23 protein-coding genes are annotated in these 22,859 nt (G+C 73.0%); 10 read left to right on the top strand and 13 right to left on the bottom strand.

Annotated features, from left to right (window positions below):
• Nucleotides 1-43: 43 nt before the first annotated feature.
• The gene (locus ACFYNX_RS32880) at nucleotides 44-316 is read left to right on the top strand and encodes a DUF1876 domain-containing protein (RefSeq protein WP_383445781.1); all 273 of its coding nucleotides are present in this window, start codon (nucleotides 44-46) and stop codon (nucleotides 314-316) included.
• A gap of 92 nt (nucleotides 317-408) precedes the next feature.
• On the opposite strand, the gene ACFYNX_RS32875 is transcribed toward ACFYNX_RS32880, so the two are convergent.
• Nucleotides 409-1,164 carry a DUF4232 domain-containing protein gene (locus tag ACFYNX_RS32875; RefSeq protein WP_388667084.1) on the bottom strand — a complete coding sequence of 252 codons (756 nt, stop codon included), beginning with the start codon at nucleotides 1,162-1,164 and terminating at the stop codon, nucleotides 409-411.
• Between the two features lie 236 nt (nucleotides 1,165-1,400).
• On the opposite strand from ACFYNX_RS32875, the gene ACFYNX_RS32870 reads away from it, so the two are divergent.
• A complete protein-coding gene (locus ACFYNX_RS32870) occupies nucleotides 1,401-2,822 on the top strand; it encodes a helix-turn-helix domain-containing protein (protein WP_388667081.1) in 1,422 nt (473 codons plus the stop codon).
• 72 nt (nucleotides 2,823-2,894) lie between these two features.
• Here ACFYNX_RS32870 and argS read toward each other — a convergent pair whose 3' ends face one another.
• Nucleotides 2,895-4,685: an arginine--tRNA ligase gene (argS, locus tag ACFYNX_RS32865; RefSeq protein WP_388667079.1), complete on the bottom strand. Its 1,791-nt coding sequence runs from the start codon at nucleotides 4,683-4,685 to the stop codon at nucleotides 2,895-2,897.
• 175 nt (nucleotides 4,686-4,860) lie between these two features.
• On the opposite strand from argS, the gene lysS reads away from it, so the two are divergent.
• The gene (gene lysS, locus ACFYNX_RS32860; protein ID WP_388667076.1) at nucleotides 4,861-6,648 is read left to right on the top strand and encodes a lysine--tRNA ligase; all 1,788 of its coding nucleotides are present in this window, start codon (nucleotides 4,861-4,863) and stop codon (nucleotides 6,646-6,648) included.
• A gap of 67 nt (nucleotides 6,649-6,715) precedes the next feature.
• On the opposite strand, the gene ACFYNX_RS32855 is transcribed toward lysS, so the two are convergent.
• The 3 genes from ACFYNX_RS32855 to ACFYNX_RS32845 all read right to left on the bottom strand — a co-directional run bounded on the left by ACFYNX_RS32855 (nucleotide 6,716) and on the right by ACFYNX_RS32845 (nucleotide 9,969).
• Complete coding sequence (locus ACFYNX_RS32855; RefSeq protein ID WP_388667073.1) at nucleotides 6,716-8,053, bottom strand: DUF2637 domain-containing protein; 1,338 nt, start codon at nucleotides 8,051-8,053, stop codon at nucleotides 6,716-6,718.
• 130 nt (nucleotides 8,054-8,183) lie between these two features.
• Entirely contained in the window at nucleotides 8,184-8,909 is a 726-nt protein-coding gene (locus ACFYNX_RS32850) for a DUF3558 domain-containing protein (protein ID WP_388667070.1), read from the bottom strand.
• Nucleotides 8,910-9,069: 160 nt separating this feature from the next.
• The gene (locus tag ACFYNX_RS32845) at nucleotides 9,070-9,969 is read right to left on the bottom strand and encodes a DUF3558 domain-containing protein (RefSeq protein ID WP_388667067.1); all 900 of its coding nucleotides are present in this window, start codon (nucleotides 9,967-9,969) and stop codon (nucleotides 9,070-9,072) included.
• Nucleotides 9,970-10,143: 174 nt separating this feature from the next.
• Here ACFYNX_RS32845 and ACFYNX_RS32840 point away from each other — a divergent pair, with 174 nt between their 5' ends.
• On the top strand, nucleotides 10,144-11,337 hold the full coding sequence (locus tag ACFYNX_RS32840; RefSeq protein ID WP_388667064.1) for an RtcB family protein: 1,194 nt from the start codon (nucleotides 10,144-10,146) through the stop codon (nucleotides 11,335-11,337).
• 89 nt (nucleotides 11,338-11,426) lie between these two features.
• Here the strand turns inward: ACFYNX_RS32840 and ACFYNX_RS32835 are convergent, their stop codons facing one another.
• The gene (locus tag ACFYNX_RS32835) at nucleotides 11,427-12,191 is read right to left on the bottom strand and encodes an SDR family NAD(P)-dependent oxidoreductase (RefSeq protein ID WP_388667061.1); all 765 of its coding nucleotides are present in this window, start codon (nucleotides 12,189-12,191) and stop codon (nucleotides 11,427-11,429) included.
• A 221-nt stretch (nucleotides 12,192-12,412) separates the two neighbouring features.
• Here ACFYNX_RS32835 and ACFYNX_RS32830 point away from each other — a divergent pair, with 221 nt between their 5' ends.
• Together ACFYNX_RS32830 and ACFYNX_RS32825 are read left to right on the top strand one after the other, a co-directional pair.
• Nucleotides 12,413-12,814, top strand: coding sequence for a hypothetical protein (locus ACFYNX_RS32830; protein ID WP_388667058.1), 402 nt, complete (start codon nucleotides 12,413-12,415; stop codon nucleotides 12,812-12,814).
• Between the two features lie 60 nt (nucleotides 12,815-12,874).
• The gene (locus ACFYNX_RS32825; protein ID WP_365548560.1) at nucleotides 12,875-13,375 is read left to right on the top strand and encodes a MarR family transcriptional regulator; all 501 of its coding nucleotides are present in this window, start codon (nucleotides 12,875-12,877) and stop codon (nucleotides 13,373-13,375) included.
• Here the strand turns inward: ACFYNX_RS32825 and ACFYNX_RS32820 are convergent.
• Both ACFYNX_RS32820 and ACFYNX_RS32815 read right to left on the bottom strand, forming a co-directional pair.
• Nucleotides 13,372-14,109: a Mut7-C RNAse domain-containing protein gene (locus ACFYNX_RS32820; RefSeq protein ID WP_388667054.1), complete on the bottom strand. Its 738-nt coding sequence runs from the start codon at nucleotides 14,107-14,109 to the stop codon at nucleotides 13,372-13,374. The genes ACFYNX_RS32825 and ACFYNX_RS32820 overlap by 4 nt on opposite strands.
• Before the next feature lie 125 nt (nucleotides 14,110-14,234).
• A complete protein-coding gene (locus ACFYNX_RS32815) occupies nucleotides 14,235-15,086 on the bottom strand; it encodes an NAD(P)H-binding protein (protein WP_388667051.1) in 852 nt (283 codons plus the stop codon).
• A gap of 186 nt (nucleotides 15,087-15,272) precedes the next feature.
• On the opposite strand from ACFYNX_RS32815, the gene ACFYNX_RS32810 reads away from it, so the two are divergent.
• Nucleotides 15,273-15,722, top strand: coding sequence for a GNAT family N-acetyltransferase (locus tag ACFYNX_RS32810; RefSeq protein WP_388667048.1), 450 nt, complete (start codon nucleotides 15,273-15,275; stop codon nucleotides 15,720-15,722).
• Here the strand turns inward: ACFYNX_RS32810 and ACFYNX_RS32805 are convergent.
• On the bottom strand, nucleotides 15,710-16,246 hold the full coding sequence (locus ACFYNX_RS32805; protein WP_388667123.1) for a GNAT family N-acetyltransferase: 537 nt from the start codon (nucleotides 16,244-16,246) through the stop codon (nucleotides 15,710-15,712). The genes ACFYNX_RS32810 and ACFYNX_RS32805 overlap by 13 nt on opposite strands.
• 14 nt (nucleotides 16,247-16,260) lie before the next feature.
• On the bottom strand, nucleotides 16,261-17,142 hold the full coding sequence (locus ACFYNX_RS32800) for a DUF6597 domain-containing transcriptional factor (RefSeq protein ID WP_388667045.1): 882 nt from the start codon (nucleotides 17,140-17,142) through the stop codon (nucleotides 16,261-16,263).
• A gap of 139 nt (nucleotides 17,143-17,281) precedes the next feature.
• On the opposite strand from ACFYNX_RS32800, the gene ACFYNX_RS32795 reads away from it, so the two are divergent.
• On the top strand, nucleotides 17,282-17,860 hold the full coding sequence (locus ACFYNX_RS32795) for a TIGR03086 family metal-binding protein (RefSeq protein ID WP_388667042.1): 579 nt from the start codon (nucleotides 17,282-17,284) through the stop codon (nucleotides 17,858-17,860).
• Between the two features lie 29 nt (nucleotides 17,861-17,889).
• Here ACFYNX_RS32795 and ACFYNX_RS32790 read toward each other — a convergent pair whose 3' ends face one another.
• Nucleotides 17,890-18,132: a hypothetical protein gene (locus tag ACFYNX_RS32790; protein WP_125660963.1), complete on the bottom strand. Its 243-nt coding sequence runs from the start codon at nucleotides 18,130-18,132 to the stop codon at nucleotides 17,890-17,892.
• A 259-nt stretch (nucleotides 18,133-18,391) separates the two neighbouring features.
• Between ACFYNX_RS32790 and ACFYNX_RS32785 the strand changes: the two genes are divergently transcribed.
• Nucleotides 18,392-19,501 carry an ABC transporter substrate-binding protein gene (locus ACFYNX_RS32785; protein ID WP_388667039.1) on the top strand — a complete coding sequence of 370 codons (1,110 nt, stop codon included), beginning with the start codon at nucleotides 18,392-18,394 and terminating at the stop codon, nucleotides 19,499-19,501.
• A gap of 34 nt (nucleotides 19,502-19,535) precedes the next feature.
• Here the strand turns inward: ACFYNX_RS32785 and ACFYNX_RS32780 are convergent, their stop codons facing one another.
• Nucleotides 19,536-19,952: a MerR family transcriptional regulator gene (locus ACFYNX_RS32780; protein WP_125660991.1), complete on the bottom strand. Its 417-nt coding sequence runs from the start codon at nucleotides 19,950-19,952 to the stop codon at nucleotides 19,536-19,538.
• A gap of 118 nt (nucleotides 19,953-20,070) precedes the next feature.
• On the opposite strand from ACFYNX_RS32780, the gene ACFYNX_RS32775 reads away from it, so the two are divergent.
• Complete coding sequence (locus ACFYNX_RS32775) at nucleotides 20,071-22,050, top strand: APC family permease (protein WP_388667036.1); 1,980 nt, start codon at nucleotides 20,071-20,073, stop codon at nucleotides 22,048-22,050.
• A 130-nt stretch (nucleotides 22,051-22,180) separates the two neighbouring features.
• On the opposite strand, the gene ACFYNX_RS32770 is transcribed toward ACFYNX_RS32775, so the two are convergent.
• Nucleotides 22,181-22,816 carry a hypothetical protein gene (locus ACFYNX_RS32770; protein ID WP_365548534.1) on the bottom strand — a complete coding sequence of 212 codons (636 nt, stop codon included), beginning with the start codon at nucleotides 22,814-22,816 and terminating at the stop codon, nucleotides 22,181-22,183.
• Between the last annotated feature and the right edge of the window lie 43 nt (nucleotides 22,817-22,859).

The raw sequence follows: 22,859 nt of genomic DNA, 5'->3' as shown, positions 1-22,859 counted from the left end.
GGGGTGGCCGACAGGTACCCCTACCTCGCCGGAGGTGGCCCTCATGACGCACACGCTGGTCGGATGGCACGTGGAGATGGAGTTCCAGGAGGAGGGCGACCGGACGCGGGCCGCGGCCATGGTCCGGCTCGGCGACGGCACCGAGTTCCGGGCCCACGGCACCGCGAACCGGCACCCCTCCGACCCGGACCAACTGCGGGTCGGCGAGGAGATCGCCGGCGCACGCGCGCTGATGGACCTCGCCTCGCAGCTCCTCCAGAAGGCCCACACGGAGATCGACGCGGTGTCCGGACGCACCTCGCACACCATCCGGTGACGCGGTGAAGCGGTGACGCGGTGACTCCGTGGTGACGGCGGCGCGCCGCGGCCCGGGGGCGGGACGCGGCGCGCCGGAGGTGACCCGTCGGCTCAGAAGCCCAGGGCGTGCTCCATCGAGGTCTGCCAGTAGGTGACCCGGGTCGTGCTGTCCGTGTACGTGCCGGCGGGCAGCTTCAGGACCGCCGGGCCCCCGGCCGAACCCGCGTTGTCGCGCGGCGCGAACCACACGGTCAGCTTCTTCGACGTCCGGCCGTGCTGCCCGCTGCCGTCGGCCGCCGACAGGATCATCGCCGCGTACGCGCTCTCGCCCGGGAACAGGGTGACGACCGCCTGCGGCTTGCTGTCCTGGTCCACCGCGACCGCCGCCTGCCCGTCGTCCAGGCGCAGCACCGGGGCGTAGTAGGCGTTGCACGCCGTGCGGCCGGTGTTGGTGACGGTCAGCAGCGCGTGGTTGAGCGGACGGCTGACCGGACTGTAGACGACCCGCACGGCCGACGCGTCGCACGGGCGGTCCACCGTGCCGGCGGTGCTCTTCCCGCCGTTCTTGCCGTTCTTGCCGTTCTTGCCGGGGGCGGCGGAAGTGGTGGGGACGGTGGGGGCGTCGGCGGAGCCCTGCGGGGAGGTGCTCTCGTTGCCGGAGGCGTCCGGGCCGGTCGGCGCCTCCGAGGGCGTGCCCGTGGGAGCCGGCGTGCCCGTGGGCGCCGGCGTCGTCGGCGCGGTGGTGGTCGCGGACGAGGCCCGGCCCTCGTCCCGCGTCCCGCCTCCCGCGCCCTGGCAGGCGGTGAGGGAGAGGGCGGCGGCGGTGAGGGTCGCCGCGGCGGCGATGCGGATGCGGTGCGTACGCATGGTGGTGGAACCCCCGTGGGTGTCGTTGCTTTTCGGTCGGTCTGCGGCTGCCGCACCGTCCGTCGACCGGAGCCGTGCGGCATGGCTCCAGGTTGCGGGGCGGCGGATTCCGGCCGCAACGCCGAACGGCCCATGGGGGACGCCGGAACGCTCACGGGTACGGTGACCAGCGGGAACGGCCCCTGCCTGGAACGCCGTCCCGGGACGCGAGGACATCGAGTACGGGGAGGGGCACGGTGGCGACCACACCGGAGGCCCAGGAGTTGGGCGCGCTGCTGCGGCGGCTGAAGGACCGTTCGGGGCGCAGTTACGGGATGCTCGCGGGGCGGCTGCACGTCAGCACGTCGACCCTGCACCGCTACTGCAACGGAGACGCCGTACCGGCCGAGTTCGCGGCGGTCGAGCGGTTCGCGCGCCTGTGCGGGGCCGAGCGCGAAGAACTGATCGAGCTGCACCGGCGCTGGATCGTCGCGGACGACGCGCGGACGCGGGGGCGTTCGGCGGCGAAGCCGGGGGCGTCGGAGCCGGTGGAGGGAGCGGGAGCGGCGGTCGTCGCGGACGGGGGCACGGACGCGGGTACGGAGCCGGACGCGGGCACGGAGCCGGACGCGGAAGACGTTCCGGAGGTGACCGATGCGCCTGACGTGTCCGACGCGACAGGCCCGCCCGGCCCCGGGGACGGCAGTGCGCGCCGTCGTCGTGTGCTCGTCGCGCTCGCCGCCGCCGTGGTCGTCGCGGTGGTCGTGCCGGTCGCCGTGTTCGCGGCCGGTGGCGACGGCGAACGGCGGCCGGAGCGGGCGGCACCGGCACCCGCCGCGTCCGGTCCGGCGACCGGCGGCGCCCTCCCCGTACGCCCCGGCCCCGCGTCGTCCCCGGCCGTGACCCCGACTCCGTCCGGTACTCCGAGTCCGTCCGGTCCTCCGGCTCCGAGCGGCTCCCCGTCCGGGCTCCCCGACGGCAAGGGCTCCCCGTCCCCCTCGGCTCCTTCTCCGGACCCGGCGCCGACCGCCTCCCGGACCGGCGCGCCCGCGACCGGCGTCCCGCTGCGCGTCGGCATCAGCTCGTACAACTGGGAACACCCCTGCGGCCAGTACTACCTGCTCGACCGCGACCCCGGCACGGTGCCGCCCCCGCCCCCGCCCCAGGACCACCGGGGCTGGGCGCGGGCGCTCGGCGCGGTGGACGGCGGCGGGATGCGCCTCGAACTCACCGCCACGGGCCGCACGTCCGACTCCGTGGTGATCAACGACATCCACGTCCGGGTGGTGGGGCGCTCGCCCGCGCTGCCCTGGTCGGCGTTCTCGATGGGGGAGGGCTGCGGCAGCGGCGTCGTCCCGCAGACGTTCGCCGTGGACCTCGACCGCCCCCAGCCCGGCGTCCGGCCGGTCGCCGGACAGGACGGCGACATCGTCGTCCCCGCCAAGGACTTCCCCTACAAGGTCGCCTCCCACGACCCCCAGGTGCTCCGCTTCGACGTGACCACGAAGGCCCACGACGTCCGGTGGTACCTGGAGGTCGACTGGAGCAGCGGCGACCGCAGGGGCACGGTCAGGGTCGACGACGGCGGCCGCCCGTTCCGCACCAGCGCGACCGCCGGACGCCCCTCGTACGTCTGGTGGGTCGAGCCGGGCGAATGGCGCCCGGACGAAGGGAACTGAACGCGGAACGGGCACCCCTCCCGTACGTGAGGGGTGCCCGTCGGTGCGCGGGGATCAGGGGCGCGCGGAGGATCAGAGGCGCTCGGGCGTCCGGATGCCCAGGAGCGCCATGCCCTGGTGGAGCGTGCGGGCCGTCAGGTCGCAGAGGAACAGCCGGTTCTCCGCGACCTCCCGCGCCGGCTCCGGCTTGACCACCGGGCACTGGTCGTAGAACGTCGTGTACAGCGAGGCGAGCTGGTACAGGTACGCGGTCAGCTTGTGCGGCGCGTACTCCGCGGCCGCCTCCGCCACCGTCTCCGCGAACCCGTCCAGGTGCAGGCCGAGCGCGCGCTCCGCCGGGGCGAGCTCCAGCTCCGGGTGGGCGACGGGGGTGCGGTCGCCCGCCTTGCCGAAGATCGACCTGACCCGCGCGTACGCGTACTGGAGGTACACCGACGTGTCGCCGTTCAGCGACACCATCTGGTCCAGGTCGAACTTGTAGTCCCGCGCGGCCGACGTCGACAGGTCGGCGTACTTCACCGCGCCGATGCCCACGTACCGCCCGTTCTCGACGATCTCCGCCTCGGTCAGGAGCGACTGCCCGGTCTTCTCCCGGTAGGACTCCTCCTTCTCGCGGACGACCTCGGTCGCCCGCTCCACGGCCTCGTCCAGCAGGTCCACCAGCCGGACCGTCTCGCCCTCACGGGTCTTGAACGGCTTGCCGTCCTTGCCCAGGACCGTGCCGAACGCGAGCTGGTGCGCCTTCACCTCGTCGTTCAGCCAGCCCGCCCGGCGGGCCGTCTCGAAGACCATCTTGAAGTGCAGCGACTGCCGCGCGTCCACCACATAGAGCAGGGACGTCGCCTTCAGGTTCCGCACCCGGTCCCGGATCGCCGACAGGTCCGTCGCCGCGTACCCGAAACCGCCGTCGGACTTCTGGACGATCAGCGGCACCGGGTTGCCGTCCGGGCCCTTCACGTCGTCGAAGAACACGCACAGCGCGCCCTCGGAGCGGACCGCGACGCCCGTCTCCTCCAGGATCCGGCAGGTCTCCACCAGCATGTCGTTGTACCCGGACTCGCCGACCACGTCGGTGTCCCGGATGTCCATGTCCAGCTTGTCGAAGACCGAGTAGAAGTAGATCTTCGACTCGTCCACGAACCGCTGCCACAGCGCGAGGGTCTCCTCGTCACCGGCCTGGAGGTCCACCACGCGCGCCCGGGCCCGCGTCTTGAACTCCTCGTCCGAGTCGAACAGGGCACGCGACGCCTTGTACAGCCGGTTCAGGTTCGACATCGCCTCCTCGCCCGACACCTCGGACTCCGAGGAGTGGTCCAGCTCGTGCGGGTGCTCGATCAGATACTGGATGAGCATGCCGAACTGGGTGCCCCAGTCGCCGATGTGGTGCCGCCGGACCACCGTCTCGCCGGTGAACTCCAGGATCTCCACCATCGCCGCGCCGATCACGGCGGACCGCAGGTGGCCGACGTGCATCTCCTTCGCCACGTTCGGCTGCGCGTAGTCGATCACCGTCGTGCCGGCCGACTCGTTGAACGGCACGCCGAGCCGCGCGTCGGCGGCACGGGCCGCCAGGGTCTCGACGATCGCCCGGTCGGTGACCGTGATGTTCAGGAAGCCGGGGCCCGAGACCTCGACCTCCTTCAGGACGTCGTTCGCCGGAATCGCCTCGACGACCCGCGTCGCCAGCTCGCGCGGATTGCCCTTCAGCCGCTTGGCGAGCGCCAGGATGCCGTTGGCCTGGAAGTCGGCCCGGTCGCTACGTCGCAGCAGCGGATCGGCGGACGCGGCCTCCGGCAGGGCTGCCGAGAGTCCGTCCGCGAGGCGCTGCTGCACGGTCGAAGCGAGGGAAGGGACCGAGGCCATGAGCTTCCGTTCCGTTGAGAGGTGTTCCGGTGGTCTATTTCGCTTGTCAAGTGTCCCATGGGAGAGCAACGTGTTTTCTCCGCCTGTGGACAACCCGGCCCCCGGGAGACCGTCCGCGCCCGTGGACAACTCACACCTGTGGACAACCCCGGGGCCCGTCGTTCCGTCTGGGACAATGACAGGCGTAGGGCCCGACCCAGGGCACCGAGGGATTAACGGAAAGAAGGACGTACCGACCGTGGCTCAGAGCAGCACCGAGACCGACTGGGTCTCCCGTTTCGCGGACGAGGTCATCGCCGAGTCGGAGCGACGTGCGCCTGGCAAACCGGTCGTCGTCGCCTCCGGACTCTCCCCCTCCGGCCCGATCCACCTCGGCAACCTCCGCGAGGTCATGACCCCGCACCTGGTCGCCGACGAGATCCGCCGCCGCGGCCACACCGTCCGCCACCTCGTCTCCTGGGACGACTACGACCGCTACCGCAAGGTCCCGGGCGGCGTCGAGGGCGTCGACGAGACCTGGGCCGAGCACATCGGCAAGCCGCTGACCTCCGTCCCGGCCCCCGCCGGCTCGCCCCACCCCAACTGGGCCGAGCACTTCAAGGCCGCCATGGTCGAGTCCCTGGCCGAGCTCGGCGTCGAGTACGACCCGATCAGCCAGACCGAGCAGTACACCGCCGGCACCTACCGCGAGCAGATCCTGCACGCCATGCGCCACCGTGCCGACATCGACGCCATCCTCGACCAGTACCGCACCAAGAAGGCGCCCAAGAAGCAGTCCCAGAAGCCCCTCGACGAAGCCGAGCTGGAGGCCGAGGAGGGCTCCGGCGCGGCCGCCGAGGACGACGGCTCCGGCGGCGGCGCCGGCTACTTCCCGTACAAGCCCTACTGCGGCCGGTGCGAGAAGGACCTCACCACCGTCACCTCCTACGACGACGACACCACCGAGCTCGCCTACACCTGCACGGCCTGCGGCTTCTCCGAGACCGTCAAGCTCAGCGAGTTCAACCGCGGCAAGCTCGTCTGGAAGGTCGACTGGCCCATGCGCTGGGCCTACGAGGGCGTGATCTTCGAGCCCTCCGGCGTCGACCACTCCTCGCCCGGCTCCTCCTTCGTCGTCGGCGGCCAGATCGTCCGCGAGATCTTCGACGGCGTCCAGCCCATCGGCCCCATGTACGCCTTCGTCGGCATCAGCAGCATGGCCAAGATGTCCTCCTCGCGCGGCGGCGTCCCCACCGCCGCCGACGCCCTGAAGATCATGGAAGCGCCCCTGCTGCGCTGGCTCTACGCCCGCCGCAAGCCCAACCAGTCCTTCAAGATCGCCTTCGACCAGGAGATCCAGCGCCTCTACGACGAGTGGGACAAGCTGGAGGCCAAGGTCGCCGACGGCACCGTCCTGCCCGCCGACGCCGCCGCCCACTCCCGCGCCGCCCGCACCGCCGCCGGCGAACTGCCCCGCACCCCGCGCCCGCTCCCGTACCGGACCCTGGCCTCGGTCATGGACGTCACCGCCGGACACGACGAGCAGACCCTGCGGATCCTGACCGAACTCGATCCCGAGAACCCCGTCACCTCCCTCGACGAGGTCCGGCCGCGCCTCGACCGCGCCGAGAACTGGATCACCAACCAGGTCCCGGCCGACCAGCGCACCATCGTCCGCGACGAGCCCGACACCGAACTCCTCGGCTCCCTGGACGACGAGGGCCGCGAGTCGCTCCGCCTCCTCCTGGACGGCCTCGACACCCACTGGTCGCTCGACGGGCTCACCACCCTCGTCTACGGCGTCCCGAAGGTCATGGCCGGACTCGACCCCGAGGCCAGGCCGACGCCCGAACTCAAGCTCGCCCAGCGCGCCTTCTTCGCCCTGCTCTACAAGCTCCTCGTGAGCCGCGAGACCGGCCCGCGCCTCCCCACCCTCCTCCTCGCCGTCGGCGCGGAGCGGGTGAGGAAGCTCCTCGGCGCGTAGAAGGACGAGAAGGGGCCGCCCCCGGAAACCTCCGGGCGGCGGCCCCTTCCCGCGTACCGCGTACGGCTCAGGGAGTCTCGAAGTCGGCCATCTCCCGGCGGAGACGCTGCTCGATCACCGGAGCCAGCCGGCGCAGCAGATCGGGGTCGGGGAACTCCGAGAGCTCGTAGTGCTCGGCCACCAGCCGCTCCAGCACCTCCTCGGACGGGAACTCCCGGTACTCGTTGACGTACGACCACACCAACTTGTAGACGGTCTCCTCGAAGGCGTCGACCGGCGGCTCCGGATCGACGTACTCCGGATACGGCCGGAACTCCTGCGGACCCTGCTCCTGGCGCCCGTCCACCACCGGAAACTCCTCCGGACCCAGCGGAACGGCGACCGGCGTCGGCTCCAGGCCCTCCGCGATCTGCGGGGCGTACGCCGTCTCGTGCGCCTCCGGCGGAAGCTGCTGCGCCTGGAACCACGGACTGTCGTGGTTCGGCGGCAGGTCCTCCCCCTGCGCCACCTCCTGCGGCGCTCCCTGAGGAGCCGCCTGCCCCGCCTGCTGCGGAAGCTGCGGCGCTCCCTGTGGCGCCCCCTGCGGTGCCAGGGACGGCTGGGACTGCGGAGACTGCTGAGGCTGAGGAGACTGAGGAGACTGCGGAGGCTGCTGGGACTGCGGAGACGACGGGAGCTGCCCGTACACCCGCTCCTGCTGCGCGGGCAGCACCGCCGGCTCGATGCCCGCCGCCGCGAGCCCCTCCGCCGCCGTCTCCGCCAGCGGCACCCCGTACCGCGCCAGCCGCAGCGGCATCAACGCCTCCACCGGCGCCTTCCGACGCCAGTTCCGGCCGAACCGCGCCTGGAGCCGCGCCTGGTAGATCATCCGCTCCTGCTCCAGCTTGATGACCTGCTCGTACGAGCGCAGCTCCCACAGCTTCATCCGCCGCCACAACCGGAAGGTCGGTATCGGCGACAGCAGCCAACGGGTCAGCCGCACGCCCTCCATGTGCTTGTCGGCCGTGATGTCCGCGATCCGGCCCACCGCGTGCCGCGCCGCCTCCACGGCCACCACGAACAGCACCGGGATCACCGCGTGCATGCCCACGCCCAGCGGATCCGGCCAGGCCGCCGCGCCGTTGAAGGCGATGGTCGCCGCCGTGAGCACCCACGCGGTCTGCCGCAGCAGCGGGAACGGGATCCGCAGCCACGTCAGCAGCAGGTCGAGCGCGAGCAGCACACAGATGCCCGCGTCGATGCCGATCGGGAAGAAGTACGAGAAGGTGCCGAAACCCTTGTGCACGGCGAGTTCGCGCACGGCGGCGTACGAACCCGCGAAACCGATCCCCGCGATGATCAGGGCGCCGGCGACGACGAGGCCGATGAGAACCCGGTGTGTGCGTGTCAACTGCATCGCGGCCACCCGCGAACCCTCCCGTCGATCGACATCTCGCGCGCACAGAGTGGCACATGTGAACGAAGCCCGCCCTCGGGGGAGGGACGGGCTCCGTACCGATGTACCGTTCCGTACGGGTTTGTTCCTGCTGGTGTTCCTACTTGTTGGCCGCGGCCACCGACACCACGGCCTCCCTCGCCGCCTTCACCGCACCGTCCGTGATCGTCTTCTCCGACGGAGTGGGCGCACCCGCGTAACCGGCACCGTTGTACGACAACAGCACCAGCACGTTCCCCGTCCGCGCCACGACCGAGGTGTACACGAAGTCCTCGCCCGTCTTGCTCTCGTGGTACGTGACGGCCTTCGCCTCGTCGCCGACGCCCGGGGCCGCCACGGTCCGCAGCTTCTTCGCCCCCGCGGTCCCCTCGATCTTGGCGACCTCCTTCGCGAGGTTCTCCTCCGCACGCTCCTGACCGCTGCCGAGCGACGCGTCCGACTCGTACCGGTAGACCGACACGTCCAGCCAGCGGTACTGCGAACCCTTCACGCCCTTGTCGTCCAGACCGTTCCACGAGCAGCCGCCACGGCTGTTCAGGTCGCTGGAGACACCCGGCGTCCCGGCCTTGGTCTTCGCCTTCGGCACCAGGGCCTCCGTCGTCTTCGCCGAGACCGAACGGCAGACCTGGGGCAGCTTCGCGAACTTCGCCGGCTCGACCGCCTTCGTCGTCTGCACGGGCGAGGGGGTCGCGGACGCCCCCGTCGTCTCCTGCGCCTTCGGCTTCCCGGAGTCACCGGAGTCCGAGGAGCAGCCGGCGACGACGAGCATCACCGGGACGGCGGCGCAGGCGAGTATGCGGGTGAGGCGCGGAGCTGATCGCTGCATGGTTCCTTCAGTCGCTTGTCGTACGGTCGGACACTTGTCGTACGGTCCCGGCCGTCGTTCCGGCCGGCGCACGGTCCGGCGACCGCGACCACCGGTACGGCCACGGGCCACGGCGACACGTTACGTGGTCGCCGTCCGCTCACGGAGCGGCACCGAACGGCTACTCCTCCAGCCGGTCGGCCAGCGACCGCGCCAGCTTCCGGGCCCTTTCCTGCAGTTCCGCGCTGTCCGGGGCCTCGGCGGGGCCGCTCGTCTCCTCCCGGTAGGACACCGTCACGATCACGTTGGATGTGCGGAACACCACGCTGACCGACCGCTGACGGCTGTTCGCACCGGCGTTGCCGAGGACGTCGTCGAGGTACGCGACGTCACCGAGCCCCTCCAGGACGCGGGACTCCAGACCGGTGGTGGCGGGGGCGCCGGACGGGGTCGGCCCGGTGGAGGCGGACCCGGCGGGAGCGGACCCGGCGGGGGAAGGGGGGGCGGTCGCCGACGGCTTGTGCGCCGGAGGGGCGGTCGCCGTCTGCGTGGGGGAGGCCGTGCCGCCGGGGGAGCCGGTGGCCTCGGGCGGCGCGGTCGGCGGCAGCGGAATGCCCGCCGCGAGCTGCTTGCGGACGTACACCTCCTGCGCCCGGTCGTCGTCGCTGACGGCGGTGTCGTACGAGACCACCCGCTCGATGTCGAGCGAGAGCCGGTGCGAGGTCTCCGGGGTGTCGGCCCGCCACGAGCAGCCGACGCGCCGGTCGGTGTCGTACGTGACGGCGGCCGTGCCCCGGTAGGCCTTGGCGCGCTCGGCGTCGGGCAGGGCGGCGGCGCCCGGGAGCATCTCCTTGAGGACGGCCTGCGGGACGGCGCCGCACGCCTCGAAGAGGGTGCGGTACCGGCCGGGAGGCGCGGCGGCGGAGGCGAGACCGGCCTTGGCGTCGACCGTGACGTCGTCGGCGGGGGTGCCGGAGGAGCAGCCGGCGAGGCCCGCGCCGAGGCCGAGGCCGAGCGCGAGGACGACGGTGGTACGAGCCGTGGACCCGGCGCGGCCGGGGGCGTACCTCTTTCGCTGCACGGTCCCAGGCTCCCTTCTCCCGAAGACTTTCCCGAAAACTGTTTGCCGCGCGAACCCGGCCGATGGACACAATGTCTATCGCACACGCTGCCGTCGATGCCGGTCCCCCGTCACCTTCACGGGCTTTGGCTCCGGTTTTTGCGTTATCGGTCTTTTCGGGGGAATCGAGGAAGTATGTCGTACGTGGAAGTGCCCGGGGCGAAGGTGCCGATCCGGATGTGGGCCGACCCCTCCACGGTGGAGGGCGGCGCCCTGCGGCAGTTGCAGAACGTGGCGACGCTCCCCTGGATCAAGGGCCTGGCCGTGATGCCGGACGTGCACTACGGCAAGGGCGCGACGGTCGGTTCGGTGATCGCGATGCAGGGCGCGGTGTGTCCGGCGGCGGTCGGCGTGGACATCGGCTGCGGCATGTCGGCGGTCAAGACCTCCCTGACGGCCGACGACCTGCCGGGCGATCTCTCCCGCCTCCGCTCCAAGATCGAACAGGCCATCCCGGTCGGCCGCGGCCTCCACCGCGAGGCGGTGGACCCGAAGCGGCTGTACCAGTTCCCGACGGCGGGGTGGGACGACTTCTGGTCGCGGTTCGACGGGGTCGCGGACGCGGTGAAGTTCCGGCGGGAGCGGGCGGGGCAGCAGATGGGAACGCTCGGATCGGGCAACCATTTCGTGGAGTTTTGTACCGATGAGTCCGGTTCGGTGTGGCTCATGCTGCACTCCGGATCCCGGAACATCGGCAAGGAGCTCGCCGAGCACCACATCGGCGAGGCGCAGAAGCTGCCGCACAACCAGGGACTCGTCGACCGCGACCTGGCGGTGTTCGTCGCGGACACCCCGCAGATGGCGGCCTACCGGCACGACCTCTTCTGGGCGCAGGAGTACGCCAAGTACAACCGCGCGATCATGATGGCGCTCTTCCAGGAGGTCGTCCGCAGGGAGTTTCGCAAGGCCCGGGTGACCTTCGAGCCGGTGATCTCCTGCCACCACAACTACGTGGCGGAGGAGCGGTACGAGGGCATGGACCTGCTGGTCACGCGGAAGGGCGCGATCCGGGCCGGCTCCGGGGAGTTCGGGATCATCCCGGGCTCGATGGGCACCGGCTCGTACATCGTGAAGGGCCTCGGGAACGTGGCGTCCTTCAACTCGGCCTCGCACGGCGCGGGCCGGAAGATGAGCCGGAGCGCGGCGAAGCGACGCTTTACGACGCGGGACCTGGAGGAGCAGACGCGGGGCGTGGAGTGCCGCAAGGACTCCGGCGTCGTGGACGAGATCCCGGGCGCGTACAAGCCGATCGAGAAGGTGATCGACCAGCAGCGGGACCTGGTGGAGGTCGTCGCGAAGCTGAAGCAGCTCATCTGCGTGAAGGGCTGAGTCGTTCCCCCCGGGGCCTTGCCGCTTCGGGGTTCCGCTTCCGTGGACGGGAGGGGCCGGTGCCGTGCGCACCGGCCCCTTTCGCGGTTCTACGGCTCCCGGTGGACCTTGGTGTTGGAGGCCTGGGCGCGGGGGCGGACGACCAGGAGGTCGATGTTGACGTGCGGGGGGCGGGTGCAGGCCCAGGTGATGGTTTCGGCGACGTCGTCGGCGGTGAGGGGGTCGGTCACGCCGGCGTAGACCTTGGCGGCCTTGTCGGTGTCGCCGCGGAAGCGGGTGGTGGCGAACTCGTCGGTCTTGACCATGCCGGGGGCGATCTCGATGACGCGGACGGGGGTGCCGACGATCTCCAGGCGGAGGGTTTCGGCGAGGACGCGGGCGCCGTTCTTGGCGGCGACGTAGCCGGCGCCGCCCTCGTAGGTGCCGTGGCCGGCGGTGGAGGAGAGGACGACGACCGTGCCGTCGCCGCCGGCGGTGAGGGCGGGGAGCAGGGCCTGGGTCATGTGGAGGGTGCCGAGGACGTTGACCTCGTACATGCGGCGCCAGTCCTCGGGGTCGCCGGTGGCGACGGGGTCGGCGCCGAGGGCGCCGCCCGCGTTGTTGACGAGGACGGCGAGGGTGCGGAAGGCGGTGGCGAACTCGTCGACGGCGGTGCGGTCGGTGACGTCGAGGGCGTAGGCGGTGGCCTGGTGGCCGGCGTCGTTGATCTCGGCGGCGAGGGCCTCGATGCGGTCCTTGCGGCGGGCGGTGAGGACCACGCGGTAGCCGGCGGCGGCCAGTTGCCTGGCCGTGGCGGCGCCGATTCCGCTGCTCGCGCCGGTGACGACGGCGATGGGGGTACCGGTGGCGGTCATGGCGTGCTCCTCGCGCAGGTGATCGATGGTGGTGATCGCCCGGTCAGGATAGGCGGGGTGGTGGTGGGGGGAGCGGGGCGGGCGTGGTGGGGACACGCGGGCCGGGGGTGGGGGGAGAGGAGCGTGTGTGTGGTTATTTTGTGCTTATGTGTGGATTGTGGCGGGGTGCGCTCGGGGCCGTTCTCGCGGCCGCCGTGGTGGTGGGGGCGGGGGCCGGGGCCGTGGGTGCTGTGGACGGGGCCGAGGCGGATCTGTCCCACCACGGACACCTCTTCCTCCGGGACGGGCGGCTCGGCGTCCGGCTGGTGAGCGAGAACCACGGGCCCGCCCCCGTCGCCCGGGCGACGGTGCGGATCGCCTTCTCGGTGCCGATGGCCGGCGGGTACGGGCTGCCGGAAGCCTGTCTGTGGAGCAGTGACCGGGTGGTGTCCTGCCGGACGGGGGAGCTCGCGGTGGGCGGGAGGGGCGGGGAGCTGGCGCTCGACCTGTGGGTCGCGGGGCTTCCGGAGGAGCTGACGGCGGAGATCAGTACGCCTTGGCGGGACGGGGCGGTCGACCGGAACCCGGGGAACGACCGGCACCGCGTCCTGGTGCTGGACACCGGTGATCCGTACGTCTTCTGAGGCGGGCTCTTCCGGGGCGTGCCCTTCGGGTGCGGGGCGGCCGGTCCGTACGATCCCTGCATGACGCAGAAGAGCTCCGCCCGGCGCGAGACGCTGATGACCGAGCTGTACGGGGAGGCCCGCCGCTACATGGCCGCCTACGCCCTGTTCAACCAGGCCGTCGCGGACCACCTGGGGCTCCATCCGACCGATGTGCAGTGCCTGAACCTGCTCAGCCTGGAGGGCGGGCCGGTGACCACCGGGCGGGTCGCCGAGCTGACCGGGCTCACCACCGGCTCCGCGACCCGGCTCGTCGACCGGCTGGAGCGGGCCGGGTACGTGACGCGGGCGCGCGACACCGAGGACCGGCGCCGGGTCCTGGTCTCGCCGGCCCCCGGGCGGATGGCGGAGTTCGGCGCCCTGTGGCGCAAGCTCAACGGCGCCTGGGGCATGATGTTCGACGCCTACAGCGACGCCGAGGTGGCCCTGCTCATCGCCCACATGCGGCGCACCGTCGAGGTGAGCGCCCGACAGGTCGAGCGGCTGCGCGGGGGCGACCTGGACCGGCCGGACGAGTCCTAGCCGGCCGTCGCCCCGCCGAATTCCCTCATCGCGTCGGAGACGATCGTCTCCAGGCGTGCGTGGTGGGCGCCGCGCCAGTAGACCCGGTCGCACTTCACGCACTGGGCGAAGACGTCGTAGGTCTTCTCGGTGCCCTGTTCCAGTCGGGCGCGGACCGCGTCCTTGTCGGTGTTGCTCAGTTCGCCGTTGCAGGCGGTGCAGCGGGTCCAGGGGGCGAGGGGCGGGGCGAAGCGTTCGAGGACGTCGCGGAGTTGTTCGTCCGGTCGGTCGCTGTAGACGTAGGCGCCCGCCCACAGTTCGCGGCGGCGCAGCAGGCCGCGGTCGCGGGAGAGCATGACGCGTCGTTCTTGTGCGGAGAGGGCGGCCAGGGCGGGATCGCCGATGTCCTCGCTCTCGTAGGCGGCGTCCACGCCGAGCAGGCGCAGGCGCCGGGCCAGGGTGCCGAGGTGGACGTCGAGCAGGAACCGGAGGGGCGCGCCGGGGACCTGCTGCGGGCGGGCCACGTCCTCGACCTCGACCGTCTCGCCCGCGCTCGGGACGTGCGCGGTGTCGACGGGGCGTCCGTCGACCAGGAGCCGTCCGGCCTCGGTGAGGGGCACTCCCAGTGATTCCACGACGTGGCCGAGGGACGAGGCGCCGTCGGTGGTCACGGGGGTGGGGCCGGTGCGCCGCTCCGCCGAGACGAAGAGCCGCAGGCCGGGGGCGAAACTGATCTGGATCTCCGGTCCGTTCACGGGGACAGGATGGCACCGGGGGCGGACGGGCTGCCAGGGAATTCGGTCCGGGGCGGGGGTGCGGTGGAGTCCGGGGCGAAAAGGGGCGGGGCGGGGCGTGGGCCCGCGGGCGCGGTGCGGTCCGGTCAGGGGCGGAAGGCCTCCGCGTGGTCCGTGGCCCAGGTGGCGAAGGTGCGGGGCGGGTGTCCGGTCAGTTCCTCCACGGTGTCGGTCAGGGGCGCGGGCCGGCCGTCGTGGGCGGCCCAGTGGGAGAGGAGGGCGTCCGCGACCTGCTCCGGCATGAAGGCGGCGACCGACTCCTTCCACTCCTCGGGGGTGGTGACGGTGTGCGGTGCGGGGCGTCCGGTCACCTCGGCGAGGATCGCGAGCTGTTCGGTGAAGTCCAGTGACGCGGGGCCCGTCAGCCAGTGGGAGGAGCCGCGCAGCCGGGTTTCGGTGAGGACCGCGAGGGCGGCTTCGGCGAGGTCGCGCTCGTGGATCGGGTCGCTGTGCGCGTGCGGGTACGGCAGCGCCGGGCCGTGGCCCGCCTTGAGCGTCCGTGCCCAGGCGAGGGCGTTGGTGGCGAAGGCGCCGGGCTGGAGGTGGGTGACCTCGAAGGCGCCGGAGTCGGCGGCGGCCGCCAGGGCGCGCTCGGCCGCGAGGTGGCGGGAGGCGATGGCGTCGGTGTCGGCGCCGGGGGCGAGGACGGAGCTGGAGGAGAGCAGGGCGATGTGCTCGACGCCGGCGGCGCGGGCCCGCTCGGCGAAGGCGCCGGCGTGGGTGGCCTCGGCGTAGAGGAAGACGGAGTCGACGCCCTTCAGGGCGGTGTCGAAGGTGGCCGGGTCGGTGAGGTCGCAGTGCACGGCGGCGACTCCGGCGGGCGGGGAGAGGTCCGCGGGGTTCGTGGAGCCGGCCCTGGCCTCGACGCCCGCGGCGGCGAGGAGGCTGAGCAGGGTGGCGGCGACGCGGCCGCGGCTGCCGGTGACGAGAACGGTCATGGGGTGTCCTTTCGGGACGGGTGATCGTGCGGGCGGACGGTAGCCCGGTGGTCGGTGGCCCCGCCGTGGGTGGGCGGCAGGGCCGGCCGGCTCTGTTGCGTCGCGAATAGTCTGCGTGACACAGGCAAATATCCGGGACCGCGCCTCGGTGGTCAACCCTGAAAAAACCTGGGGTACCGTCCCGGCATGAAGATCACCGACCTCGAACCGGGCGATCCCCGCCTGGAGGGCGACCTCCTGCCGGTCCTCTCCGAACTCCGGCCCCACCTCACCCCGGAGCTCTTCCGCGAGGTGTACGAGGCCGGGCACTCCCAGGGACTGCGGTTCAGCGCCGCCTACGCCGACGACGGGCGCTGCGTCGGCGCGGCCGGCTGGCGGATCGTCGTCAACACCAGTTCCCTGCGCAAGCTCTACGTCGACGACCTGGTGACGGCGGAGGCCGACCGGTCCACCGGCGTCGGGCACGCGCTGATCGCCCACCTGGAGGGGCACGCCCGCGCGGCCGGCTGCCACGAGCTCAATCTGGACTCCGGCACCCACCGCACCGGGGCCCACCGCTTCTACCTGCGGGAGCGCTTCGACATCGTGGCCTTCCACTTCACCCGGCCGCTCACCGCGCCCGGTCAGGCCTCCTGAGCCGGGACCCCCAGGTCGAACCGCCAGTCATTGCACCGCATCGGGCGCCCCGGCGGGTACTCGAAGTCCCGCTCGCCGCGCGGTGCGAACCCCGCCTTGCGGCACACCGCGTTCGAGGCGGTGTTGTCCGACGACGGGAACGCGTGCAGGTGCCGGCGGAGGCCCGCCGCCCGGGCCTCCGCGATCACCGCGCGCGTGGCGGACGTCGCCACGCCCCGGCCCTGGAAGCCCGGCAGCACGGCCCATCCGGTCTCGTACACCGGCTCGTCGTCCCAGGTCTGGGCCCAGAACCCGATGCTGCCCACCGCGGTCTCCTCCGGGAGCAGCACGATCCGGAACATCCTGCCCGCGCCCGGCTCCGCGGCGCTCATCTCCACGTACCGCCGGTGGCGCCGCACGAGCTGTTCCTCGGTCTCCGGGCCGCCGAGGTGGGCCGTCAGCGCCGGTGCGTTCAGGGCCCGCAGGAGCCCCGCGTCCTCCTCGGACCAGGGCTCCAGGCGTACGCGTGAGGTGTCGTTCTCCATCTCCGCACCGTAGGTCACGCCACTGACGGTCCGCGGGCGTACGCCGTGGGCGGCACCCCGATCGTCGCCGTGAAGTCCCGTACGAGGTGGGCCTGGTCGCTGTAGCCCAGTTCGGCCGCGAGGGCGGCCCAGTCCGGGGCGCCCTCCGTCTCCGCGGCCTCGGCGCGTTCCAGGGCCTCGTGGATGCGGTAGCGCAGGATCACCCACTTCGGGCCGACCCCGACGCGGCTCGCGAAGAGGCGCTGGAGGGAGCGGGCCGACAGGCCCGACGCGGTGGCGAGTCGGGACGCCCTGCGGATCGTGCGGTCCGAACGGACCAGCTCCACCAGCTCCACGGCGAGGTCGGCGGCCGGGTCGGGGGCCGGGCCGTGCGCCAGGAGGAAGGCGTCGAGCGCCGCCACGCGCGCGTGGTCCTCGTCGGGGGTGAGGACGGCGGCCAGGACGCCGGGATCCGGTACGTCGGAGGCCCGGGAGCGCGCGGGCTCCGGGAAGACCTCCGCCAGCGGGACGCGGCGGCCCGTCCACGTCGACACCGGCCACGCGGGCGCGAAGGGCCGGAAGCCGCCGGGGCGGAACTGGATGCCGCAGACCCGGCCCGCCTCCTCCAGTTTGTGGGTGAACAGGCCGAGACCGATCCCCGCGACCTCGGCCGACGCGCTTCCCCCGGCCGCCGGGGCGCCCAGCGGGCCGTAACGCTGGAAGACGACGTTCACCGAGGGGTGCGGGACGACGTGGCTCGCGTACGGCTCCGGCAGGTCCCAGTCGATCAGCCAGTAGTGCTCCAGGTAGGGCCGCAGCTCCGGGGCCGGGAGGTGCCGGCGGAAGCGGACCCGGGAGAGCAGCCCGGCGGGGTCGACGATGCCCCGGGTGTCCCGCCGGGGACCTGAGGCGGACATGTCCCGCATGCTAGGGCCTGTCCGGCGGATCATGACCGGGGCCGCGACGCTGATCCGCCGGACAGGCCCTGGACACCTTCCCCCCGGCTGTCGTGTTTCTTCAAGACGGGGCCGGGCATGCTTCCGTAGCGTCGGGATCATGACGAACGAGGCCCAGCTCCGCATCGGTGACCTGCTCCGCACCGCCGCCGGCGACGCCGTCCCCCTGGTCGGCGGCATCGACGACGCCTCCCTCGGCGCGCCCACGCCCTGCGCCGAGTACGACGTGCGCGCCCTGCTCAACCACCTCTTCTCCGTCGTCGTGAACTTCCAGGTCCTCGCCGCCAAGGGGACGCCCGACTTCTCCGAGACCCCGGACCGGGTCGCCGCGGCCGGCTGGCGCGAGGCGTTCGGGGCGGAGGCCGGGAAGCTGGTCGAGGCGTGGTCGGCGCCCGGCGCCGAGGAGGGCACGTCCGGCGCCCTGGGGCTGCCCGCGCGGACGGTCGGCTGCATGGTGCTGCTCGACCTGACCGTGCACGTCTGGGACCTGGCCCGGGCCACCGGCCGGGCCTTCGCACCGGACCCGGCCGTGGTGGCCGGGCTCGCCGGGGAGGTGGAGGGGATGGCCCCGATGGCCCGGAGGATGGGCGTCTTCGGGGACGCCGTCGACCTGCCCGGGGACGCCACCGCCTTCGAGCGCCTGCTCGCCACGACCGGCCGCGACCCGCGCGCCTGGTAGGGCCCCGCCGGGGTGGTCGGCGCGGGTGATCAGCGCGGGCGGCCCGTCGGGCCGGGGGAGAGGCGGGAGGCGACCTCGCCGAAGGCGTGTTCCTCGGCGGGCGTCAGCGGGACCGACTCCTGCGGGTGCCAGACGCGCTCCAGCGGGGCGTCCGCCCGGTCGCGGCGGGCGCGGGCGCGCAGGCCCAGGGCCAGACCCGTCGCCGTCGAGACGGCGAGCAGGCCGAAGAGCGTGATCGCACGGGGGTCGGAGAACCGGCCGGGCAAGGGCATGGCTCACTCCAGGGCGTGAGGGCCGCCCGTACGCGGTGCGCCCCGGCGGAGGGGCGCGCCCGCACGACGGCGTGGCGATTCCTGCTGCTTCCTCCCGACGCGTTCAGTTAACACCCCCCGGCGCCCTTCCGGCAGGGGGAGCCGGGGCCGGGGTTCCGGCCGGGACGGCGCGCGCCGGGCGCAGGCCCTCTTGTGCGGGCCGGACAACCGTTCCAAGGTGGCGGAACAGGGAGATTCCGGCCGGGGAGGGAGCAGCCGCATGTCCGAAACGCAGGCATGGGGATTCACGGACGACAGGGGCACGCGGTCGGGGGCGGCCCGGGTGCCGAGGCGGGTGGTCGCGTACGTACGGGCCGGGGCCGCCCTGTACGACCTGGGGGTGACGCCGGTCGCGGTGTACGGCTCCGGGCACGACGGCGACGTGTACGACCCGGCGAAGGCGGGGGTCCTGGAGGCGGTCGGGGTGCCCTACCTCGGACCGGGCCGGGGCCTGGACGAGGCGGTGCTGCGGGAGCTGCGGCCGGACGTCGTCGTCGACGTGACGTACGACGGGAAGAGCCCCTACGCGCTGGACGCGGTGCTCGTCGAGCGGCTCGGGGTGCCGCTGATCGCCCTCTCCGTCGGCGGCGGCGCACTCGACCTGCCGGCCATGCTCGACCGGTTCGCCGCGCTGGCCGCCGATCTGCGGGTCACGGGCCCGGCGGACGTGGGCCCGGCATACGCGGATCCGGCGGACGCGGGCCCGGCAGACGGGGGCCCGACGAGTGCCGATCCGGCGGGCGCCGACCCGGTGGACGTCGACCCGGCGTACGCGGGCCCGGCGGTCACGGGTCCGGCACACGCCGATCCGGTGGTCCCGGGCCCCCGGGCCGCGCACCCCGTGGCCGTGAACCCCGTGGTCGTGGGGTCCGACGCCGTGGGGCCGGAGATCGTGACCCCGGTGACCGTGAGCCCGGCCGTCGGGCCCGGTCAGGGCGCCGCCCTCGCGGAGTTCGAGGCCGCCGAGGCCGCCCTCCGGGAGGCGGCGGCCCGCAGCGGGCTCGGGGTGCTCGCGCTCTCCGGGGCCGGGCCCGACCAGGTGCACCTGGCCCGCCCGCAGGCCTGGCCCGAGCTGGCGTGGCTCGCCGGGCTCGGCGTCCGGCTCCTCGACCCGGGCCCCGGCCCCGGCGCCAACTGGCTCACCACCGACTGGGGGCACGCCGCCGGCCTCCGTCCCGACCTGGTCCTCTTCGACAGCCGGGACCACGCCACGCCCCCGTACGCCCTGCCCGGCGGGGTCCGGCTCACCCCCTGGAACCCGGAGACCCCGCCCAGCGCCGCCGCGTACGCCCGCTTCTTCCGCGACCTCGCGGAGGCGCTCGCGCCCTGAGGGAGGAGTTCCTGAGGAGTGGTGCTTCGGCTCCTCAGGCCGGCGCCGCCGCCAACCGCGTGCGGAGGGACTGGGCGAACTCCTCCGCGCGGGTGAGCTGTGCCCGCAGTTCGGCGACCCGTTCGGCGGCGGCCTGCTCGTAGCGGTGGACGCGGGACACGAGCGCGGCCCGCTCGTCCGGGTCGAGCTCGGTGTCGGTGCCGGGGCGGTCGGCGGCCAGCCGGTCCACGGCCGTGAGGAGTTCGCGGGTCTCGTCCAGGGTGAAGCCGAGCGGCTTCATCCGGCGGACCACCATGAGCCGGGACACGTCCTCGTCCGTGTAGAGGGGGAAGCCGCCCGGGGAGGCCGCCGACGGGACGACCAGGCCGCTGTCCTCGTACTGCCGGATGGTGCGCAGGGACAGTTCGGTCCGTGCGGCGACCTCGCCGATCTGCATGGGTCCGCCGGCCATTCGTACTCCGCTCACGCGTCGGGTCCCTCCTCGTACAGGCGCTTCCACGGGGTGTGGGGCACCCCCTCAGGGCGCGGCTTCCGCGCATTACATACCATTCGTCCTAACTTCAGCACTTATGAGAGCTGGAAGTGCGGCGAAACGCCTGCTCGTAGGCCGTCCGCTGGAGAGCGGGCGGCTCGGGGAGACCCTGTTGCCGAAGCGGGTCGCGCTGCCGATCTTCTGCAGCGACCCGCTCTCCTCGGTCGCCTACGCCACCGAGGAGATCCTGCTGATCCTGGCCCTCGGCGGCCTGGCCGTGCTCCATCTGGCCTGGTACGCGGCGGCCGGCATCGTCGTGCTGCTCCTGGTGGTGGTCGCCTCCTACCGGCAGACCTGCTACGCCTATCCGGGCGGCGGCGGGGCCTACGTGGTCTCCGCCGAGAACCTCGGGCAGCGGGCCGCGCTCACCGCCGCCTCGGCACTGCTCATCGACTACGTGATGACCGTCGCCGTCTCCGTCGTCTCCGGGGTCGCCGCCATCACCTCGGCCGCCCCCGCGCTCGACGGGCACGCGGTGGCCCTGTCGGTGTTCTTCGTGGTGGTCCTCGCCTGGCTGAACCTGCGCGGGGTGCGCGAGTCGGGGCGCTGGTTCGCCCTCCCCACGTACGCGTTCATCGGCGTGATCTACCTGATGTTCGCGGTGGCCTCCGTGCGGATGGCGACCGGCGCGACGATCCGGGCCGAGTCCGCCGGCCTGCCCGTGGAAGAGGTCTCGGCCTACTCGGGGCTCGCGCTCGTCCTGCTCGGCCTGCGCGCCTTCGCCTCCGGCTGCACCGCGCTGACCGGCGTCGAGGCCGTCAGCAACGGCGTCCCCGCCTTCGCGAAACCCAAGAGCCGCAACGCCGCCACCACCCTGGCGATCATGGGCGGGCTCTCCGTGACCATGTTCTTCGGGATCACCGTGCTCGCCATGGTGTACGAGGTGCACGTCGCGGAGGACCCCACGGAGCTGGGGCTCGCCCCGGGCACCCCGACGTCCACCGCGCTCGCCCAGATCGGGCGGGCCACCTTCGGCGACTGGCACGTCCTCTTCTACGCGCTCCAGGCCGTCACCGCCGGCGTCCTGGTCCTGGCCGCCAACACCGCCTTCAACGGCTTCCCGATGCTCGCCTCCGTCCTCGGCCGGGACCGCTACGCGCCCCGCCAGCTCTTCCACCGCGGCGACCGGCTCGTCCACTCCAACGGCATCGTCCTCCTCGCGCTCGCCGCGATCGCCCTGATCGTCGCCTTCGACGCCCAGTTGACCCGCCTCATCCAGCTCTACATCGTCGGCGTCTTCGTCTCCTTCACCCTTTCCCAGGCCGGCATGGTCAAGCACTGGCGGCGAGAACTCGCCAGGCCCGCCGGGGACACGGCCCGGCACGTCCTCCACCGCCGCCTCGCGATCAACGCCTTCGGCGCCTGCCTGACGGCGGTCGTCCTCGTCATCGTCCTCGTCACCAAGTTCACCCACGGCGCCTGGCTGGTCGTCCTCGCGATGCCGGTGCTCTACGCCGGGATGAAGGGGGTGCGGCGGCACTACGAGGCCGTCGCCGCCGAGGTCGCCGTCGGCCCCGGCGAGCGGCCCCGCGCCCTCGCCGGGAACCACGTCCTGGTCCTCGTGGCCTCGGTCAACGCGCCCAGCCTCCGCGCCCTGTCGTACGCGAAGACCCTGCGGCCCGCCTCGCTCACGGCCGTCACCGTCGCCGAGGACCCGGCGGAGGCGGAGGTGCTCCGCGCGTCCTGGGAGGCCCACGGCATCGACGTGCCGCTGCGGGTGCTCGGCTCCCCGTACCGCTCGGTCGTCCAGCCGGTCCTGCGGCACGTGCGGGAGGCGCCGGAGCGGAGGGGCGACTCGGTCGTCTCGGTGGTCATCCCCGAGTACGTGGTCGGGCACTGGTGGGAGCAGCCGCTGCACAACCAGAGCGCCCTGCGCCTCAAGGCCCGGCTGCTGTTCATGAAGAACGTCGTGGTCATCGACGTCCCCTACCGGCTGCCCTCCGCGCGCGAACTGGCCGCCGAGCGCGCGCGGGCGGCGGAGGCGGCGAAGGCCGCCGAGCGGGAGGACCGGCCCTGACGGGACCCGGCTCCTTCCGCACCCGCCGACCGGGCGGGTCCTGAGGCCGCACCCGTCGGCCGGGCGGGTCCTGAGGTCGCGCCCGTCGGCCGGGCGGGTCCTGAGGCCGTACCCGCCGACCCGGCAGGCCCTACGGCCACACCAGGCAGTACGGCTGGTGGCCCGCCTCGTGGAGGCGCACCGAGAAGTCCTGCCACTCGTGGAGCAACTGGTAGACGTCGAAGGCGTCGCGGGGGCCGCCGCGGTCCGGGACCGTGGACCAGATGAAGGCGGCGGCGCCGACCGACTCCTCGCCGATCGCGCGCAGCGGGTCGACGACGGTCATCGGCAGCTTCACCACCGCGTAGTCGGGGTGCAGCACCACCAGCTCCAGCGGGGGCACCTTGTGCAGGGGCATGCCCTGGATGCCGGTGAGGACCATGGCCGCTATGGTCTCCGGCTTGATCTTGGTGAACATGCCGCCCATGCCGAGCTCGTCGCCGCCGAGCTCCTCGGGTCGCATCGAGACCGGCACGCGGGCCGCCGTCGCGCCGTCGGGCGCGCCGAAGTACTTGTACGTCACCCCCAACCGGCCCCTCCCGCCCACGGCGTCCCGCTCGTCCCGAGCGCCCGGGCTCCCCTGCTTGCGCGAAGCCTCCGGGCCTCCCCGCTTCCCCGGAGCGTCCGGGCTCGGGTCTTCGGTCCGCCGGCGCCGGTGCCTTCCCCGCCGGGCAGACTCCGGACCCAGGTCGTCCGTCCCCTCGCCCGGTCCGCCACCGCGATGCATATCTCCACCCGACTGCTTTTTCTCGGCAACACGACCCCGCCGC

This window comes from Streptomyces sp. NPDC007872 (assembly GCF_042868165.1).
Lineage (GTDB): Bacteria > Actinomycetota > Actinomycetes > Streptomycetales > Streptomycetaceae > Streptomyces.
The sequence above is the reverse complement of the archived record's forward strand: the minus strand, read 5'-3'. Positions and strand labels throughout refer to the sequence as shown.

What these genes read in the sequence shown, in the direction of transcription:
- ACFYNX_RS32775 (WP_388667036.1), top strand. Translation starts at nt 20,071, where the DNA reads ATGAGAGCTGGAAGTGCGGCGAAACGCCTGCTCGTAGGCCGTCCGCTG.
- ACFYNX_RS32835 (WP_388667061.1), bottom strand. Translation starts at nt 12,191, where the DNA reads ATGACCGCCACCGGTACCCCCATCGCCGTCGTCACCGGCGCGAGCAGC.
- ACFYNX_RS32770 (WP_365548534.1), bottom strand. Translation starts at nt 22,816, where the DNA reads ATGCATCGCGGTGGCGGACCGGGCGAGGGGACGGACGACCTGGGTCCG.
- lysS (WP_388667076.1), top strand. Translation starts at nt 4,861, where the DNA reads ATGACAGGCGTAGGGCCCGACCCAGGGCACCGAGGGATTAACGGAAAG.
- argS (WP_388667079.1), bottom strand. Translation starts at nt 4,685, where the DNA reads ATGGCCTCGGTCCCTTCCCTCGCTTCGACCGTGCAGCAGCGCCTCGCG.
- ACFYNX_RS32875 (WP_388667084.1), bottom strand. Translation starts at nt 1,164, where the DNA reads ATGCGTACGCACCGCATCCGCATCGCCGCCGCGGCGACCCTCACCGCC.
- ACFYNX_RS32840 (WP_388667064.1), top strand. Translation starts at nt 10,144, where the DNA reads ATGTCGTACGTGGAAGTGCCCGGGGCGAAGGTGCCGATCCGGATGTGG.
- ACFYNX_RS32850 (WP_388667070.1), bottom strand. Translation starts at nt 8,909, where the DNA reads ATGCAGCGATCAGCTCCGCGCCTCACCCGCATACTCGCCTGCGCCGCC.
- ACFYNX_RS32825 (WP_365548560.1), top strand. Translation starts at nt 12,875, where the DNA reads ATGACGCAGAAGAGCTCCGCCCGGCGCGAGACGCTGATGACCGAGCTG.
- ACFYNX_RS32880 (WP_383445781.1), top strand. Translation starts at nt 44, where the DNA reads ATGACGCACACGCTGGTCGGATGGCACGTGGAGATGGAGTTCCAGGAG.
- ACFYNX_RS32790 (WP_125660963.1), bottom strand. Translation starts at nt 18,132, where the DNA reads ATGCCCTTGCCCGGCCGGTTCTCCGACCCCCGTGCGATCACGCTCTTC.
- ACFYNX_RS32810 (WP_388667048.1), top strand. Translation starts at nt 15,273, where the DNA reads ATGAAGATCACCGACCTCGAACCGGGCGATCCCCGCCTGGAGGGCGAC.
- ACFYNX_RS32785 (WP_388667039.1), top strand. Translation starts at nt 18,392, where the DNA reads ATGTCCGAAACGCAGGCATGGGGATTCACGGACGACAGGGGCACGCGG.
- ACFYNX_RS32815 (WP_388667051.1), bottom strand. Translation starts at nt 15,086, where the DNA reads ATGACCGTTCTCGTCACCGGCAGCCGCGGCCGCGTCGCCGCCACCCTG.
- ACFYNX_RS32800 (WP_388667045.1), bottom strand. Translation starts at nt 17,142, where the DNA reads ATGTCCGCCTCAGGTCCCCGGCGGGACACCCGGGGCATCGTCGACCCC.
- ACFYNX_RS32805 (WP_388667123.1), bottom strand. Translation starts at nt 16,246, where the DNA reads ATGGAGAACGACACCTCACGCGTACGCCTGGAGCCCTGGTCCGAGGAG.
- ACFYNX_RS32780 (WP_125660991.1), bottom strand. Translation starts at nt 19,952, where the DNA reads ATGGCCGGCGGACCCATGCAGATCGGCGAGGTCGCCGCACGGACCGAA.
- ACFYNX_RS32795 (WP_388667042.1), top strand. Translation starts at nt 17,282, where the DNA reads ATGACGAACGAGGCCCAGCTCCGCATCGGTGACCTGCTCCGCACCGCC.